14 protein-coding genes and 1 pseudogene are annotated in these 12,468 nt (G+C 60.5%); 9 read left to right on the forward strand and 6 right to left on the reverse strand.

Going from position 1 to position 12,468, the window contains the following annotated elements; genetic code table 11:
- Positions 1-7 precede the first annotated feature (7 nt).
- Positions 8-1,198 (forward strand): recombinase family protein, encoded by a 1,191-nt coding sequence (locus NKH05_RS13535; protein WP_353025618.1) that lies wholly within the window; start codon positions 8-10, stop codon positions 1,196-1,198.
- Positions 1,199-1,802: 604 nt separating this feature from the next.
- On the opposite strand, the gene NKH05_RS13540 is transcribed toward NKH05_RS13535, so the two are convergent.
- From NKH05_RS13540 to ltnD, 6 genes are all read right to left on the reverse strand, one after another.
- Entirely contained in the window at positions 1,803-2,009 is a 207-nt protein-coding gene (locus NKH05_RS13540) for an SDR family oxidoreductase (protein ID WP_084642602.1), read from the reverse strand.
- On the reverse strand, positions 1,934-2,182 hold the full coding sequence (locus NKH05_RS13545) for an SDR family oxidoreductase (protein ID WP_023718657.1): 249 nt from the start codon (positions 2,180-2,182) through the stop codon (positions 1,934-1,936). The genes NKH05_RS13540 and NKH05_RS13545 overlap by 76 nt, the downstream gene beginning before the upstream one ends.
- Positions 2,172-3,005 carry an SDR family NAD(P)-dependent oxidoreductase gene (locus tag NKH05_RS13550; RefSeq protein ID WP_352910866.1) on the reverse strand — a complete coding sequence of 278 codons (834 nt, stop codon included), beginning with the start codon at positions 3,003-3,005 and terminating at the stop codon, positions 2,172-2,174. Before NKH05_RS13550 ends, NKH05_RS13545 begins: the two co-directional genes overlap by 11 nt.
- An 84-nt stretch (positions 3,006-3,089) precedes the next feature.
- Positions 3,090-4,358 carry a 3-oxo-tetronate kinase gene (gene otnK / locus NKH05_RS13555; RefSeq protein WP_023718655.1) on the reverse strand — a complete coding sequence of 423 codons (1,269 nt, stop codon included), beginning with the start codon at positions 4,356-4,358 and terminating at the stop codon, positions 3,090-3,092.
- On the reverse strand, positions 4,355-5,137 hold the full coding sequence (gene otnI, locus NKH05_RS13560) for a 2-oxo-tetronate isomerase (RefSeq protein WP_352910864.1): 783 nt from the start codon (positions 5,135-5,137) through the stop codon (positions 4,355-4,357). Before otnI ends, otnK begins: the two co-directional genes overlap by 4 nt.
- Before the next feature lie 13 nt (positions 5,138-5,150).
- Positions 5,151-6,080 carry an L-threonate dehydrogenase gene (gene ltnD / locus NKH05_RS13565; protein ID WP_023718653.1) on the reverse strand — a complete coding sequence of 310 codons (930 nt, stop codon included), beginning with the start codon at positions 6,078-6,080 and terminating at the stop codon, positions 5,151-5,153.
- Between the two features lie 154 nt (positions 6,081-6,234).
- Here ltnD and otnC point away from each other — a divergent pair, with 154 nt between their 5' ends.
- The 8 genes and pseudogenes from otnC (at position 6,235) to NKH05_RS13605 (ending at position 12,462) form a co-directional block, all read left to right on the forward strand.
- Positions 6,235-6,900, forward strand: coding sequence for a 3-oxo-tetronate 4-phosphate decarboxylase (otnC, locus tag NKH05_RS13570; RefSeq protein WP_023718652.1), 666 nt, complete (start codon positions 6,235-6,237; stop codon positions 6,898-6,900).
- A gap of 95 nt (positions 6,901-6,995) precedes the next feature.
- Positions 6,996-7,505 carry a flavin reductase family protein gene (locus tag NKH05_RS13575; protein ID WP_023718651.1) on the forward strand — a complete coding sequence of 170 codons (510 nt, stop codon included), beginning with the start codon at positions 6,996-6,998 and terminating at the stop codon, positions 7,503-7,505.
- A 52-nt stretch (positions 7,506-7,557) separates the two neighbouring features.
- On the forward strand, positions 7,558-8,706 hold the full coding sequence (locus NKH05_RS13580) for an LLM class flavin-dependent oxidoreductase (protein WP_352494529.1): 1,149 nt from the start codon (positions 7,558-7,560) through the stop codon (positions 8,704-8,706).
- 1 nt (position 8,707) lies between these two features.
- On the forward strand, positions 8,708-9,532 hold the full coding sequence (locus tag NKH05_RS13585) for an ABC transporter substrate-binding protein (RefSeq protein WP_031193900.1): 825 nt from the start codon (positions 8,708-8,710) through the stop codon (positions 9,530-9,532).
- Between the two features lie 56 nt (positions 9,533-9,588).
- Positions 9,589-10,251, forward strand: a complete 663-nt coding sequence (locus tag NKH05_RS13590; protein ID WP_352494528.1) for an amino acid ABC transporter permease — start codon at positions 9,589-9,591, stop codon at positions 10,249-10,251.
- A 2-nt stretch (positions 10,252-10,253) separates the two neighbouring features.
- Complete coding sequence (locus NKH05_RS13595) at positions 10,254-10,910, forward strand: amino acid ABC transporter permease (protein ID WP_023718647.1); 657 nt, start codon at positions 10,254-10,256, stop codon at positions 10,908-10,910.
- Positions 10,907-11,664 (forward strand): annotated as a pseudogene (locus NKH05_RS13600) (amino acid ABC transporter ATP-binding protein). Before NKH05_RS13595 ends, NKH05_RS13600 begins: the two are co-directional and overlap by 4 nt.
- Positions 11,665-11,700: 36 nt before the next feature.
- Positions 11,701-12,462: an SDR family NAD(P)-dependent oxidoreductase gene (locus NKH05_RS13605; protein WP_023718645.1), complete on the forward strand. Its 762-nt coding sequence runs from the start codon at positions 11,701-11,703 to the stop codon at positions 12,460-12,462.
- The last annotated feature ends 6 nt before the right edge of the window (positions 12,463-12,468 follow it).

Consider the following 12,468-nt stretch of genomic DNA (forward strand, 5'->3'; position numbering starts at 1 on the left):
TCGCCGGATCTTTGCGGCCTACACCTCTGGCCGGCCACCACGCGAAATCGCACAAGATCTCAATCGCGAGGGGGTTTGTCCGCCTCGCGGCACTCGTTGGAACGCCTCTACCATCAACGGAAACGCACAACGCGGCGCGGGGCTGATTTTGAACGAGCTCTATTTTGGGCGCATCGTCTGGAACAAGGTTCGGATGGTTAAGGACCCAGATACCGGCAGGCGTCTGTCCCGTCCGAATAGCCGCGACCAGTGGCAGACGATTGATGTCCCACACCTGCGTATCGTTGACGAAGAGATATGGCGACGCGCGCAGGACTTGAAGACAGAAAGATCTCGTCTGAAATTGAACGTGAAACGTCGGCCACCGCATCTCCTCTCGGGCCTGTTGCGATGTGGCTGCTGCGGTTCGGGCATGTCGGTGCACGATCGCGACAAGACTGGCAAAACACGAATCCGCTGCTCGACAGTTCGTGAGAGCGGCAGCTGTCCCAATCGTCGCATAGTTTACCTGCGGAGCGTGGAGAATGCTGTATTGGATGGAATGCGTGACGAGCTGAAGGACCCGCGTCTCATTGAGATCTACGTCCGGAATTATAATGAAGAGCGTCAACGGCTAGCAGCCCGTGCGTCCAACGTTCGGGTCACCCTTGAGACAAAGATCGCACGGATTGAAGCCGAGCGACAACGCAGCATTGACCTGGTGGTCAAGGGAATTATTGGTGATGACGACGCCCGAGAGCGTATCGCCGAGTTGAAAGATCGACGCATCGAGGCGGAGGCAGAACTTGCCAGTCTTGAAGAGGCGCCATCGACCCTTACTCTGCATCGGGCAGCGATAGAGAAGTATGTCAAAACGGTCGATGAGCTCGCTTCGGTCTTAGCTCATCACGCCGAGGCGGATGACGATCGGGGCGTGCTGGTCAAGAGCTTCCGCGCGCTCGTTCATTGTGTGACGGTTCATCCCAAAGGGCCGCGACAGGATATTGAGATCGAGGTCAAAGGCAAGCTTGCCGCCCTCATCGGCGGCAACACATTCCCCCAAGCGCGGTATGCTGGAGAACGCGCGGTGGCCGAGGAGCGCCACAGGCAAGATCCCACTATTACGTACGATAGTGGGTTTAGGGTGGTAGCGGGAGAGCGCTACCGCCTTTCCCCCCACTCATCGAACCACCAGTTCCGGCTTCGTTGCTGCGGCTGAGCGAGATAAGTCGAGCGGCGACAATGCCTTTGGTCGCCGAAGGCAGACCGTCGTCGCCGATCAGCCGCCGGACTTGTCGAGAACTGGAACTGTGCGCGATTTCGCCCGGTCGGCTTCCATCGTGACGCAAAAAATGCGGACCGCCGCGGACGGGTACAGTCGGTCCCGCGTCTCGGTCTGCGGCCGGCGCTATGCTGACGCTCCTACGGCTGTCCCGTTCACCGCCCGCGGCGGGGGCGAATTTCCTCCGTCCCGCGCGCGACAACTGTCCACTGTTGCGGACGCGCGCAGGACTGCGGGTTATACGCCATCTTTCTTAGAGCGCCGACGACCGCCGGCGCGAAGATCAACGCGGTGCGTCGTTTGGAAAGACGAATGAGGACGGCGTCATCGCTACTATTCGCTCCCGTCGATTCTCTCCTCGATGGGACGCACCGGGAGATAGGCGTTCGTCTCCAGCCATTCGCGCAATAGAGAGCCCATCCAACTACAAATTTGGGAGGCAGGGCTTGCTCTCCGAATTCTTGCATCCAAGGTCAGCGATGGGAGTGTCGTGCGCACCCGATGGTGAGGTTCACTATCGGCCGTTCCCGCTCGCATCGGGTCAACTCCCCAGGCCACCATCCACCACGTGCACCTGGCCGGTAACGTAGCTGCTCATTGAGGATGCCAGATAGAGGGCGACGCTGGCCACCTCGTCAGGGTCGGAGTGGCGCTGCAACGGAACGGCCTTGTTCACCGCCTCCGTGACATTGACGCCGCTGATCGCGCTGATGCGGTTCTCGATTTCGTGCTGGAACGTGTTGTGGATCGGACCTGGATTGAGGCATTGACGCGGATGCCGCGCGGCGCGAGCGCCCGGGCCGCCGCGCAGACCACGCCGACCTGCGCATGCTTGGCGACGGTGTAGCTGATGTTCTGCCCCGCACCTTCGCCACCACGCAGGCCGGCGAGGCTTGAGATGACAATGATGCTACCGGGCACTGTAGCCGCCGTCGGCCATCAAGATATGCCCTGTCACGAATGACGCGTTCGGACCAGCAAGATAGACAAGGGCATCGGCGATTTCACTAGGTTCGGCCCAGCGGCCAATGGGATGGGCGCTCTTGATGGCCGCCTCGCCTGCGGCTGGGTCGTCCAGGCCTTCGAGGTAGCGCGTCAGGAACGGCGTATTGATTGATCCTGCTCCAACAGCGTTCACACGGATGCCTCGGGAAGCATAATCTACGGCCATCTGTCGTACCAGTTGAAGCAGGGCGCCTTTGGCCGCGCAATAGGCTGCCTGTTCCGGCAAGCCGACGACGCTTGAAATGGATCCCGTCGCGACGATCGAACCGTGGCCACGCGCGAGCATCGAAGGCAGCGCGCGCCTCGACATCAGGAAGAAGGATTTGGCGTTCGCATTCATGACAGCGTCCCACTCATCCTCGCTGGTTTCGTGAGCGGACTTCGAAATGATGAAGCCGGCGTTGCTGACGAGCACGTCGACCGGACCGAACCGCTGTTCTGCCGTCGTGAATATTTTCTCGACGTCAGCGACCTTGGTGACATCAGCGGCAACCGCGACGACATGATCGGGCGAGTCTCGTTCCAGTTCGTCGACGGCCGGGTTGAGATCTGTTGCGCATACCTTGGCACCGTTTTCGATGAAAAGTGAAACTGCAGCCCGGCCGACACCTCCCGCCGCTCCTGACACGACGACGGTTTTGCCCTCAAAGCTACTGGTCATGATGGTTCTCCGATCGTTGATGTTGGTACTAAATTGTAAGCGGCTGGCTCGGGGGTCGCTCACAGAGAGAGAAAGCAACCCTGTCTATCAGGCGGCCAGAGCCGAAACCGACGGATCAGCCCGACCCACGTTCCTTTCGGCCGTCGTATCCTCTCTTCGTTTTCAATCGAGCCTCGCAAGCGCTTCCGCAAAGAAGTTTACGTCGCCGAAATTGCCGGATTTGAGTGCCATCATCAGTTCGCCTCCCGGGTATCCGATGGTGCGCAGCATCGGGACGCCGGGGGCAAGTTCATCGCCGACCTCGAACGAGCCGATCGCCAGCTTGTCCACCACGGCGCCCGAGGTCTCGCCTCCCGCCACCACGAGCCGCCGAACGCCGGCGTCGACGAGCCCGATGGCGATTTCCGCCAAGGCGTTCTCGATCGTCTGCCCGGCCTCGTGCTTGCCGTGCTGCCGCTGGAGGGCTGCAACCGCATCGGGGCTGCCGGAGGACGCGATGAGCACTGGCCCAGCCGCGAGCTGCCGTCGAGCGAATTCAAGGGCCTCTTCGACGGCGCCGCCGCCGCCGGAGACAATGCGCTGCGGATCAAGGCGTAGCACCGGCATATGTCTTTCGGCGGCATCGATCTGCTCCAGTGTCCGGGCGGAACAGCTGCCGGCAATGACCGCCGATCGGCCACCGACAGCAGCAAGGTTAGCCATTGATCCCCGGGCTGGGCGTGCGGCCAGAGCGGCCCTTGCGAGTCCGTAGCCAAGTCCGGACGCACCCGTCGAAACGGCGCCGCCGGACGCCAATTGGCCGAGGACATCGAGATCGCTGTCCCGGATGGCGTCGGCGATGATCGATTTCCGCCGGCCAGGCATTGCGGCGATCTTCGCTCTGCAGCTTTCCAGGCCAAGTGCGACCGTCTGGCAGTCGAGACTGTGAACAGCGTGCTTGGATTGCCTCGCAAGAACACGCGTAAGATTGGCGTCATGCATCGGGTTCAAAGGATGGTGCCGCAAGGCGCTTTCGTTGAGTGGGACATCGTTGACGAACAGGTGCCCCTTGTAGACGGTGCGTCCGGTTTCCGGAAACGCCGGCGTAACCACGGTCCAGTCCTGTCCAGCCCGCTCCATGAACGCATCGGTAACCGGACCGATATTGCCCGCATCGGTCGAATCGAAGGTCGAGCAAATCTTGTACATGACGTGGCGGGCGCCGATCCGCCGGAGCAATTCCTCGGCGGCGAGCGCACTTGCGACCGCATCGACAGCCGGCACGGAACGGATCTTCAGCGAGACCACAAGCGCATCAATCGTTTCGAACAGACGGCTATCGACCGGGACTCCTATGGTCTGGACGGTTCGAAGGCCGCATTTGCGCCAGGTGTTCGCAAGATCTGAGGCCCCGGTGTAGTCGTCGGCTATGGCTGCGAGAATGACCGTCACTGCCTGCGCCCCCTATACGGCGCAAACCAGCCAAGGCCAGCTTTCGTCTCGCCAGCGGGCTGATACTCGCAGCCGACGAAACCGGAATAATTGCTCGTCTCAAGCTGTTCGAAGAAGTGCCGATAGTTGACCTCGCCGGTATCCGGCTCGTGCCGTGCAGGCACCCCAGCTATCTGGACGTGCCCGATGAGCGGCTGCAGATGCCGGAAGCTCTCGGTGATGTCACCATGCATGATCTGTCGATGGAACACGTCGAACTGAAGCCTGACGTTCGGGTGATCGAGTTCCTCAATAAATGCTGCGGCACGCGCAAAGTCGTTCAGAAAATAACCGGGCATGCTGCGGCCGTTGATCGGTTCCAACAGAAGGTTCAGGCCTTGGGCGGCCAGCTTCGATCCGGCGAAGTCCACGGCACGCCTGTAGCTTCTCAACGCTTCTGCGTCTGACGGGTCCGCAAGGCCGGCCATCATGTGGAGGGAGCGCACGCCAGTCGCCTGGGCGTAGTCCAGCGCCTTGTCGACGCCTGACTGGAACTCTTCGAAGCGATGCGGCAGGGCAGCGATGCCGCGTTCGCCCGCAGCCCAGTCTCCGGGAGGAAGATTAAACAACGCCAGTTCGAGTTCGCATGCCCTCAGTCGGCTGCCTACGGTTTCGGGTGCGAATTCATAGGGGAACAGGAATTCCACGGCTCCGAAGCCGGCTTCCGCGGCAGCCTCGAAGCGGTCAAGGAACGACCATTCCGTGAACATCATGGTGAGGTTGGCGGCGAAGCGTATCATGCGGCGAGATCGATCATGATGCCGCCTTGGCTGTTGGCAGCGATGCGCCGGACAACTTGGCATAGGTGCGTGCAACCGACGCGTCGTCGTCATGTCCCATGCCTGCGCCCGAGGTCGCGAGATACATCTGGAGGGCCGCCGCTGCGAGCGGCACGGGATATCGTTCGGCCCGAGCCATGTCCTGGAGAATGCCCAGATCCTTGACGAATATTTCAACCGAACTCAGCGGCCTGTAGTCGCCATCGAGGATATGCGGGACACGGTTCTCGAACATCCAGGAGTTTCCCGCGGACGCGGTTATGACCTCGTAGACAGTGGAGAGGTCCAAGCCGAGCTTGGATGCGAGCACCATGGCCTCGCATGCGGCCGCGATATGGATTCCTGCCAGATGCTGGTTGATCATTTTCACCGAAGCGCCGATGCCGGGTTCGTCGCCCAGGCGATAGACCTTCGCCGCGACCGCATCCAGGACATGCCGCGCCCGTGCGAAGGCATTCGGGCTGCCCGACGCCATGATCGTCAGGGCGCCGTTCGCGGCTTTCGCTGCGCCGCCCGAGATCGGGGCGTCGAGATAGAGGATTTCGCGCTCCGCGAGGCGCGAGGACAGGCGTTTTGCCTCCGACGGCGCCATGGTCGCTGACGAAATGAATACCGAGCCCGGTGGCATCACCGGGAACACGCCGCCGTCGCCGAAAAGCACCGCGTCGGTCTGCGCGCTGTTCACGACGACGCAGAGGACGACGCTCGCATTGGCAACAGCTTCGCTCGGTGATTCCGCTATCCGCGCGCCGCTTGCAACCAGCCTTTCCGCAGCGGTCGCGGAGGGATCGTAGCCGACGACCGCGTGTCCGCGTCGCACAAGCGAACTCGCCATGCCAAACCCCATCGAGCCCAACCCGATGACGGCGACGTTTGATTTTTCCGCGCTTTTGCCAGCAGACATGCGTATCCAACCTCTTGCTTTCAATCCAATCATAATGCAGATTATCTACAATCTGCAACGGGCTGTCGCCGCACTTTTGAGATTTTCAGGTTGGCGTCCGTGGGTAAGCTCAGTGCGTTTGGCTTCGTGCCATGCGCCTAGAATCTCGGGTGATATGGATCAGACGAAACTCTGTGAACAGATTGTCCGCTTCGGCAGGTCGCTGTTCGATCGCGGACTCACCCCCGGTTCCTCGGGAAACATCTCTGTTCAGCTCGACGAAGGCGGCTGGCTTGTGACCCCGACAAACGCGTCGCTCGGATTTCTGGATCCAGCGTCCATTTCCCGCCTTGACGCAAAGGGCAATCTTGTCTCGGGCGACAAGCCGACGAAGGAGATCCCCCTGCATTCCGCGCTCTACGACACAGTCAAAGGATCTCGGGCTGTGGTGCATCTGCATTCGACGCATTCGGTCGCCGTCACGATGCTTCCCGAGATCGATCCGAAGTCGGTGCTGCCGCCGATGACGCCGTACTATCTCATGCGCGCTGGCCGAACGGCGCTGGTGCCGTATTTCAGGCCGGGCGATCCGGCGGTCGCCGGGGCCATCAAGGGATTGGCCGGCAAATATACGTCGGTCCTGCTGGCCAACCATGGGCCGGTCGTGACCGGCAAGGACCTTGAGGGCGCCGTCTTTGCGATCGAGGAACTCGAGGAAACAGCAAAGCTGTACCTTCTGCTGCGCGGTCTCAACCCGCGATATCTATCTGCGGAGCAAGTCGAGGATCTGGCCAGGCAATTCCCGCTCCCGGGCCCTGACGGAGCGCACGACCACCATTAAACAAGGCAGTTTCGTCTGGAGCGGGGTGGTCCAAAAACACATTGACAGATTGTAGACAATCTGCAATTTTGAAGATGGGAACAAGGAAGCAAATAATGCTCTCGCAGGACCTGAGTACCGAGCATTTCCGGCAATCGATGCGGCGCGTGGCGTCGACGGTCTGCGTGATCTCGTGCAGGCACGACGGGCGCCGATATGGCATTACCGTCACGTCGGTCACGCCGCTCAGCTTCGCTCCCATTTCGATCCTTGCGTGCGTCAACCGCAACTCGTCGATCAATGTGCCGCTCAAGGAAGAGGGGCAATACTGCATCAACGTGCTTCGGGCCTCGCAGGCTGACATATCCAACTCTTTCAGTGGCGGACGGCCGTCCGAGAGGCGTTTCGACATTGGCGAGTGGACCGAAAAGGACGGCATCCCCTACCTGGCAAGCGCGCAGGCGAACCTGTTCTGCGAGATGGATCAGGCGATCTCCTATGCCACGCACGACATCATCATCGGGCGGGTCGCAGGGGTCGCATTTGCCTCCGATGTCGACCCGCTGATCTACCATAACGGCGCCTACGCGCTGACTTCACCCATGGTCCTGCAGAAGGCTGGATAGGACTGTTTACCAACGTCGACAGCCGTCGCCGAGGGATCTTAGGAGCAAATGAATGCAGCTTGGCCTTTTTAACCTGATGACGCTTCGCGATCATCCCGACGGTGCCCAGGGCGTGATGCGCGATACCCGCAAAATGGTGGAGACCGCCGATGAGCTCGGCTTCGATGTCGCGTGGTTCGCCGAACACCATTTCGCCAACTATTCGAGTTCGCCGTCGCCGCTGATGATGTGTTCCTACGCGGCCGGATGGACCAAGCGGATCAAGCTAGGCCCGGGCGTTATCGTGCTGCCGCTCTACAATCCGCTTCGTGTCGCCCAGGAGATCGCGGTCGCCGACACACAGACCGAGGGCCGCCTCGTCATCGGCCTGGGTACCGGCTATCAGCGCTATGAGTTTGATCGCTACAACATCGTGCTGGACGACAGGGTCGACGTTTTCCTTGAGTATTGGGACGTCATCGAAAGAGCGCTCGTCGATGGCGAGGTCGAGTACAAGGGAAAGTACATTTCCCTCCCCAAGACCAGCTTCGCGATCAGCACCCAGCAGAAGCCTCTTCCCCCGATTTTTGTGACCTCCTCCCACCCGAAGCTTCTCGATCGCTTCAAGAAGTGGAAGGCGGTCCCGTTCCTTGCAGCCAGCACGCTCGGATCGCCCGTGCTCTACAAGATGGTCGACGGGCTCAACGACGCCTGGACATCCATCGGCGAGCAGCCTTCGACCAAGCCCTTGGCGATCATGCAGTACCTGGCCATAACCGACAGCCGCAGCGAGGCATTGGTCGTGGCGGAGCGGGCCCGGTACGTGGGGCGTATGGCGCATTATCTGCGCCAAGCCTCGCCGCCGCTGGACGACAACAGCTACATCAGCAACCAGACGTTCGAAGGCGAGTACACGCTCGACCAATATGCGGACAACATGGTGGTAGGCGATCCGCACGCCGTTGCCGAGAAGATGGTCGCGGACATCAAACGTCTCAATCCAAGCAACTACACCTGCAACTTCTCCTTCGGCTGCATGCCAATCGAGTTGGCGCATCGCTCGCTCGTTCGATTCAAGAACGAAGTCGTGCCCCTGATCGAGAAGGAAGTGGGACCTATCGAAGCTCGGCGTGACACCCAGGCTGGCGAGAAAGGCGAGTTGAGCGGTCTCAATTGCTCAGCCAACAAACTACTTGGTCTGCAACAAAGAAAAGGGGAATGAAATGAAAATGGTTATGAGGGCTCTGCTGGCTACGGCGGTCGCCACATTCACGCTGGCTGGTCAGGCGCATGCCGACTCCGCGCTCGACACGATCATCAAGAACAAAAAGCTGCGTTGTGGCATCATGCTGGACAGTCCGCCTGCCGGCTTCCGCGACTCGAACAACGAGCCCGACGGGTATGACGTGACGTACTGCAAGGACATGGCAAAGGCGCTTGGCGCAGAGCCGGAAATCATCGAGACGCCTTCGCCGGATCGTATCCCGGCGCTGGTTTCGAATCGCATCGACGTCCTTATCGCCTCGACTACGCCGACCCCGGCACGTGCGCTGACCGTGGCGTTCACCCAGCCATACACCAACAACGTCATGGCAGTCGTGACCCGCAAGGACACCGGCATCGCCAAATACTCTGACCTGGCATCCAAGAAGCTTGGTGGTGTCGTTGGCACCACGCCTGAGCAACTCTTCAAGGATGAGCTGGGCAAGGGCTGGGAGGGTACGGGTGCGACCTACACCGGCTTTGCGAGCGATGCGGAAACCTTCCTGGCTCTGCAGCAGGGCAAGATCGACGCCATCGTGATCAATGTCGCCGTCTTCAACTCGCTATCGCAAAGTGGTCAGTTCCCAGAGTTCGTGATGGCCGGACTTGCCCCTCTCGCCGACTTCGGATCGATTGCCGTCAAACGTGACGACCAACAATTCCTGAACTGGGCGCGGGTTTTCGTGTTCACTCAGGTTTCGAACGGGCGTTGGGCCGAGGTGTACCACAAGTACTACGGCAATGGTCCGCTGCCGCCGCTGACAGCTGAAGGCATTAACTTCTAAGCATAGAGCTTATGCCGGCAGGAAAACCCTGCCGGCATGAGCATGGGATGATTGGCATGAACGGCTATCAGTTCTACTGGTCCATAGTCTGGGATTCACTGCCCCTGCTGCTGGCCGGAGCCTGGGTGACGATCCAGATCACCATTCTCGCCTTCATTATCGGCACGCTCATTGCGATGCCCATGGCTGTCGCGCGCCAGCAGGGCGAGGGATGGGCCTACCGGTTTTCGACCTGGTGGGTGGAGCTGTCGCGCAACACGCCTGCTGTCTTTCAGCTCTATCTATTTTATTTCGGGCTGGGCGCCTTCCACATCAACATCCCCAGCTACGCCGCCGTCCTCATCTCCGTTTCCTTCAACAACGCCGGATACATGACAGAAATCTTCAGGGGTGGTCTCAACGCCATCCCGCGACAGCAGCTGTCGGCTTCGCGCTCACTCGGCATGACCAGCCCGCAGAGCTTCATCCATGTGATCTTTCCACAGATGTTCAAGGTGATCTTCCTCGCCTATGTCACTCAAGGCATCTGGGGAATGCTGAACACCTCGCTTGGCATGCTGGTCGGACTGCAGGAGCTCTCGGGCGCCACGCAGTACGCGCAGTCCGCATCCTTCCGGACATTCGAGTTCTTTCTGGTCACGGCGCTGATCTATTACCTCATCGCCAAAGGGCTGCAGTTCTCGTCCCACCTGGCCTTCCGCCTCATATACAGGAGCTAGGCGTGCAGTTTCAGTTCGCAAACCAAGGCCTCGCCTGGTCGGATGCTTATTTCCTGGCTCAGGGGCTGCTCAACACCGTCAGGCTGGCCGCCGCAGCAACCCTTGTCGGCACCCTTGCCGGGATCGTCCTTGGCTGGTTGCGCACCGTGTCAATGACCGTGAGGATCGCCACGGCCCCCTTCATCGACATCCTGCGCAGCGTGCCGATGATCATCCAGCTGATACTCGCCAACAGCCTTCTATCGATCCTGGGCTTCGGCACTTCACCCTTTTGGTTCGGTACCGTCGCACTTGGTGCCTGGATGTCGGCAGTAACTGCCGAGGTGGTCCGGGCGAGCCTGCTCTCAGTCCCGGTTCAATACCGCAAGAGCGCTCGCTCGCTCGGCATGAACGGCTACCAGGAGCTCTTGTACATATCCATGCCCCTGGCATTCAGGACGGGTCTGGCTCCGTGGATCGGGCTCGTCCTCAGCCTGATCAAGGACAGCGCTCTCGCAGGCGTGGTCGGCTACATCGAATATATGCGTTCCACCCAGATACTCATCACCAGGACACATGAGACCTGGCTGCTGCTGATGGGTGCGGGGCTTTTCTATTTCCTTATCTGCTATCCTGTTTCCCGGTACAGCCGGCACCTCGAAAGAAAGGTCCGCGTATGATCCGCATCAGCAACGTCCAGAAGGCCTTCGGATCGGTGATCGTGCTCAAGGGCATCGATCTCACGGTCGAAAAGGGCGAACTCGTCTGCCTCATTGGCGCGAGCGGGTCGGGAAAATCTACGCTCCTGCAATGCATCAACGGGCTCGAACCGATCCAGGGTGGCGAGATCCTCGTAGACGGCATCAGCGTCCACGATCCGAAGACGGATATCAACAAGCTGCGCAGCAAGCTGGGCATCGTCTTCCAGCAGTACAACGCCTTCCCGCACCTCACGGCGCTGGAAAATGTCGCGCTGGCACCCCGGGTGGTCTCAAAGCGAAGCCGCGCTGTGGCGCGCGCACTTGCGCAGAAGCACCTCGAGCATGTGGAGCTGGGCGACAAGGGCGACAGCTTGCCGTCTCAGCTCTCAGGCGGCCAGCAGCAGCGTCTCGCCATCGCCCGAGCGCTTGCAAGAAGCCGAGCTACATGCTCTTCGACGAGGTCACCTCCGCCCTGGATCCCGAACTTGTCGGCGAAGTGCTTGAGACCATGCGCCTCCTGAAGAGCGAAGGCATGACGATGGTGGTTGTCACGCACGACATCAATTTCGCTCGGGAATCGGCGGACCGCGTGGCCTTTCTCTGCCAGGGCGAAGTCTGCGAAATCGGCACGGCCGAAGAGGTGATCGACAATCCCCGACAAGAACAGACACAGAAGTTCCTGCGGCGCGAGAATCGCAAGCCCCTTGAAATCGTCAGAAGCTCAGTCGCCTAGCGAATTCCATCCAAACGCAGCATCGAAGGGTAACTCATGATCTCGTTCAATCTCACGGGAAAGGCGGCGCTTGTCACCGGGGGCGCGTCGGGCATCGGCCTCGAAACCGCGCGCATGATGGCCAAGGCAGGCGCCAAGGTCGCAATCAACTATCTACCGGCCGACCAGAGGGGCGAGGCTGCTCTCGCTGGGCTCCAAAGAGAGGGGCTCGACGTTATCGGTGCTCCAGGCGATGTCGGCGACGCCGGGCAGGCCAAGGCAATGGTGCTCGAGGCGGTGGCGAAGCTCGGCCGTCTCGATCTGCTTGTCAACAACGCGGGAATACCGGGCGTGAAGGTCCCGGTGCCGATCAACGACCTGGACAGCATAACGGAGGAGCTTTGGGCAAATCTGCTGAACGTCAACCTGATGAGCGTTTTCAGGTGCTCGAAGGCCGCGGCGCCTGCTCTCAAGGTGGCCAAAGGTTCGATCGTGAACACCGCTTCCATCGCCGGCTTCGGCGCCGTGGCCAGCACCATCGCCTATAGCGGCTCCAAGGCCGCGGTCATCAACCTGACGAAGAACCTGGCGCGTGCGCTCGCGCCCGATGTGCGGGTCAACGCGGTGGCGCCCGGCGTCGTCGAAAGTTCGTGGGCGATTGAATGGTCGGTGGAGCGTCGCCAGAGCACCCTCGCCAGCACACCTCTGAAGAAAGTCTGCACCACGGCGGATGTCGCGGAGCTTATCGTCTTCCTCGGTTTCGCCGGCGCGCTGATCACCGGTCAGACGGTGGCGATCGATGGCGGCATCTCGATCTGATCAGCA

Origin of the sequence: Mesorhizobium sp. M1399 (assembly GCF_040317735.1) — a bacterium.
GTDB lineage: Bacteria > Pseudomonadota > Alphaproteobacteria > Rhizobiales > Rhizobiaceae > Mesorhizobium.

Bases quoted from the DNA above. Each gene is read 5' to 3' on its own strand.
- otnC (WP_023718652.1), top strand. From the start codon at position 6,235: ATGGATCAGACGAAACTCTGTGAACAGATTGTCCGCTTCGGCAGGTCG.
- ltnD (WP_023718653.1), bottom strand. From the start codon at position 6,080: ATGTCTGCTGGCAAAAGCGCGGAAAAATCAAACGTCGCCGTCATCGGG.
- NKH05_RS13575 (WP_023718651.1), top strand. From the start codon at position 6,996: ATGCTCTCGCAGGACCTGAGTACCGAGCATTTCCGGCAATCGATGCGG.
- NKH05_RS13605 (WP_023718645.1), top strand. From the start codon at position 11,701: ATGATCTCGTTCAATCTCACGGGAAAGGCGGCGCTTGTCACCGGGGGC.
- NKH05_RS13585 (WP_031193900.1), top strand. From the start codon at position 8,708: ATGAAAATGGTTATGAGGGCTCTGCTGGCTACGGCGGTCGCCACATTC.
- NKH05_RS13580 (WP_352494529.1), top strand. From the start codon at position 7,558: ATGCAGCTTGGCCTTTTTAACCTGATGACGCTTCGCGATCATCCCGAC.
- NKH05_RS13590 (WP_352494528.1), top strand. From the start codon at position 9,589: ATGAACGGCTATCAGTTCTACTGGTCCATAGTCTGGGATTCACTGCCC.
- otnI (WP_352910864.1), bottom strand. From the start codon at position 5,137: ATGATACGCTTCGCCGCCAACCTCACCATGATGTTCACGGAATGGTCG.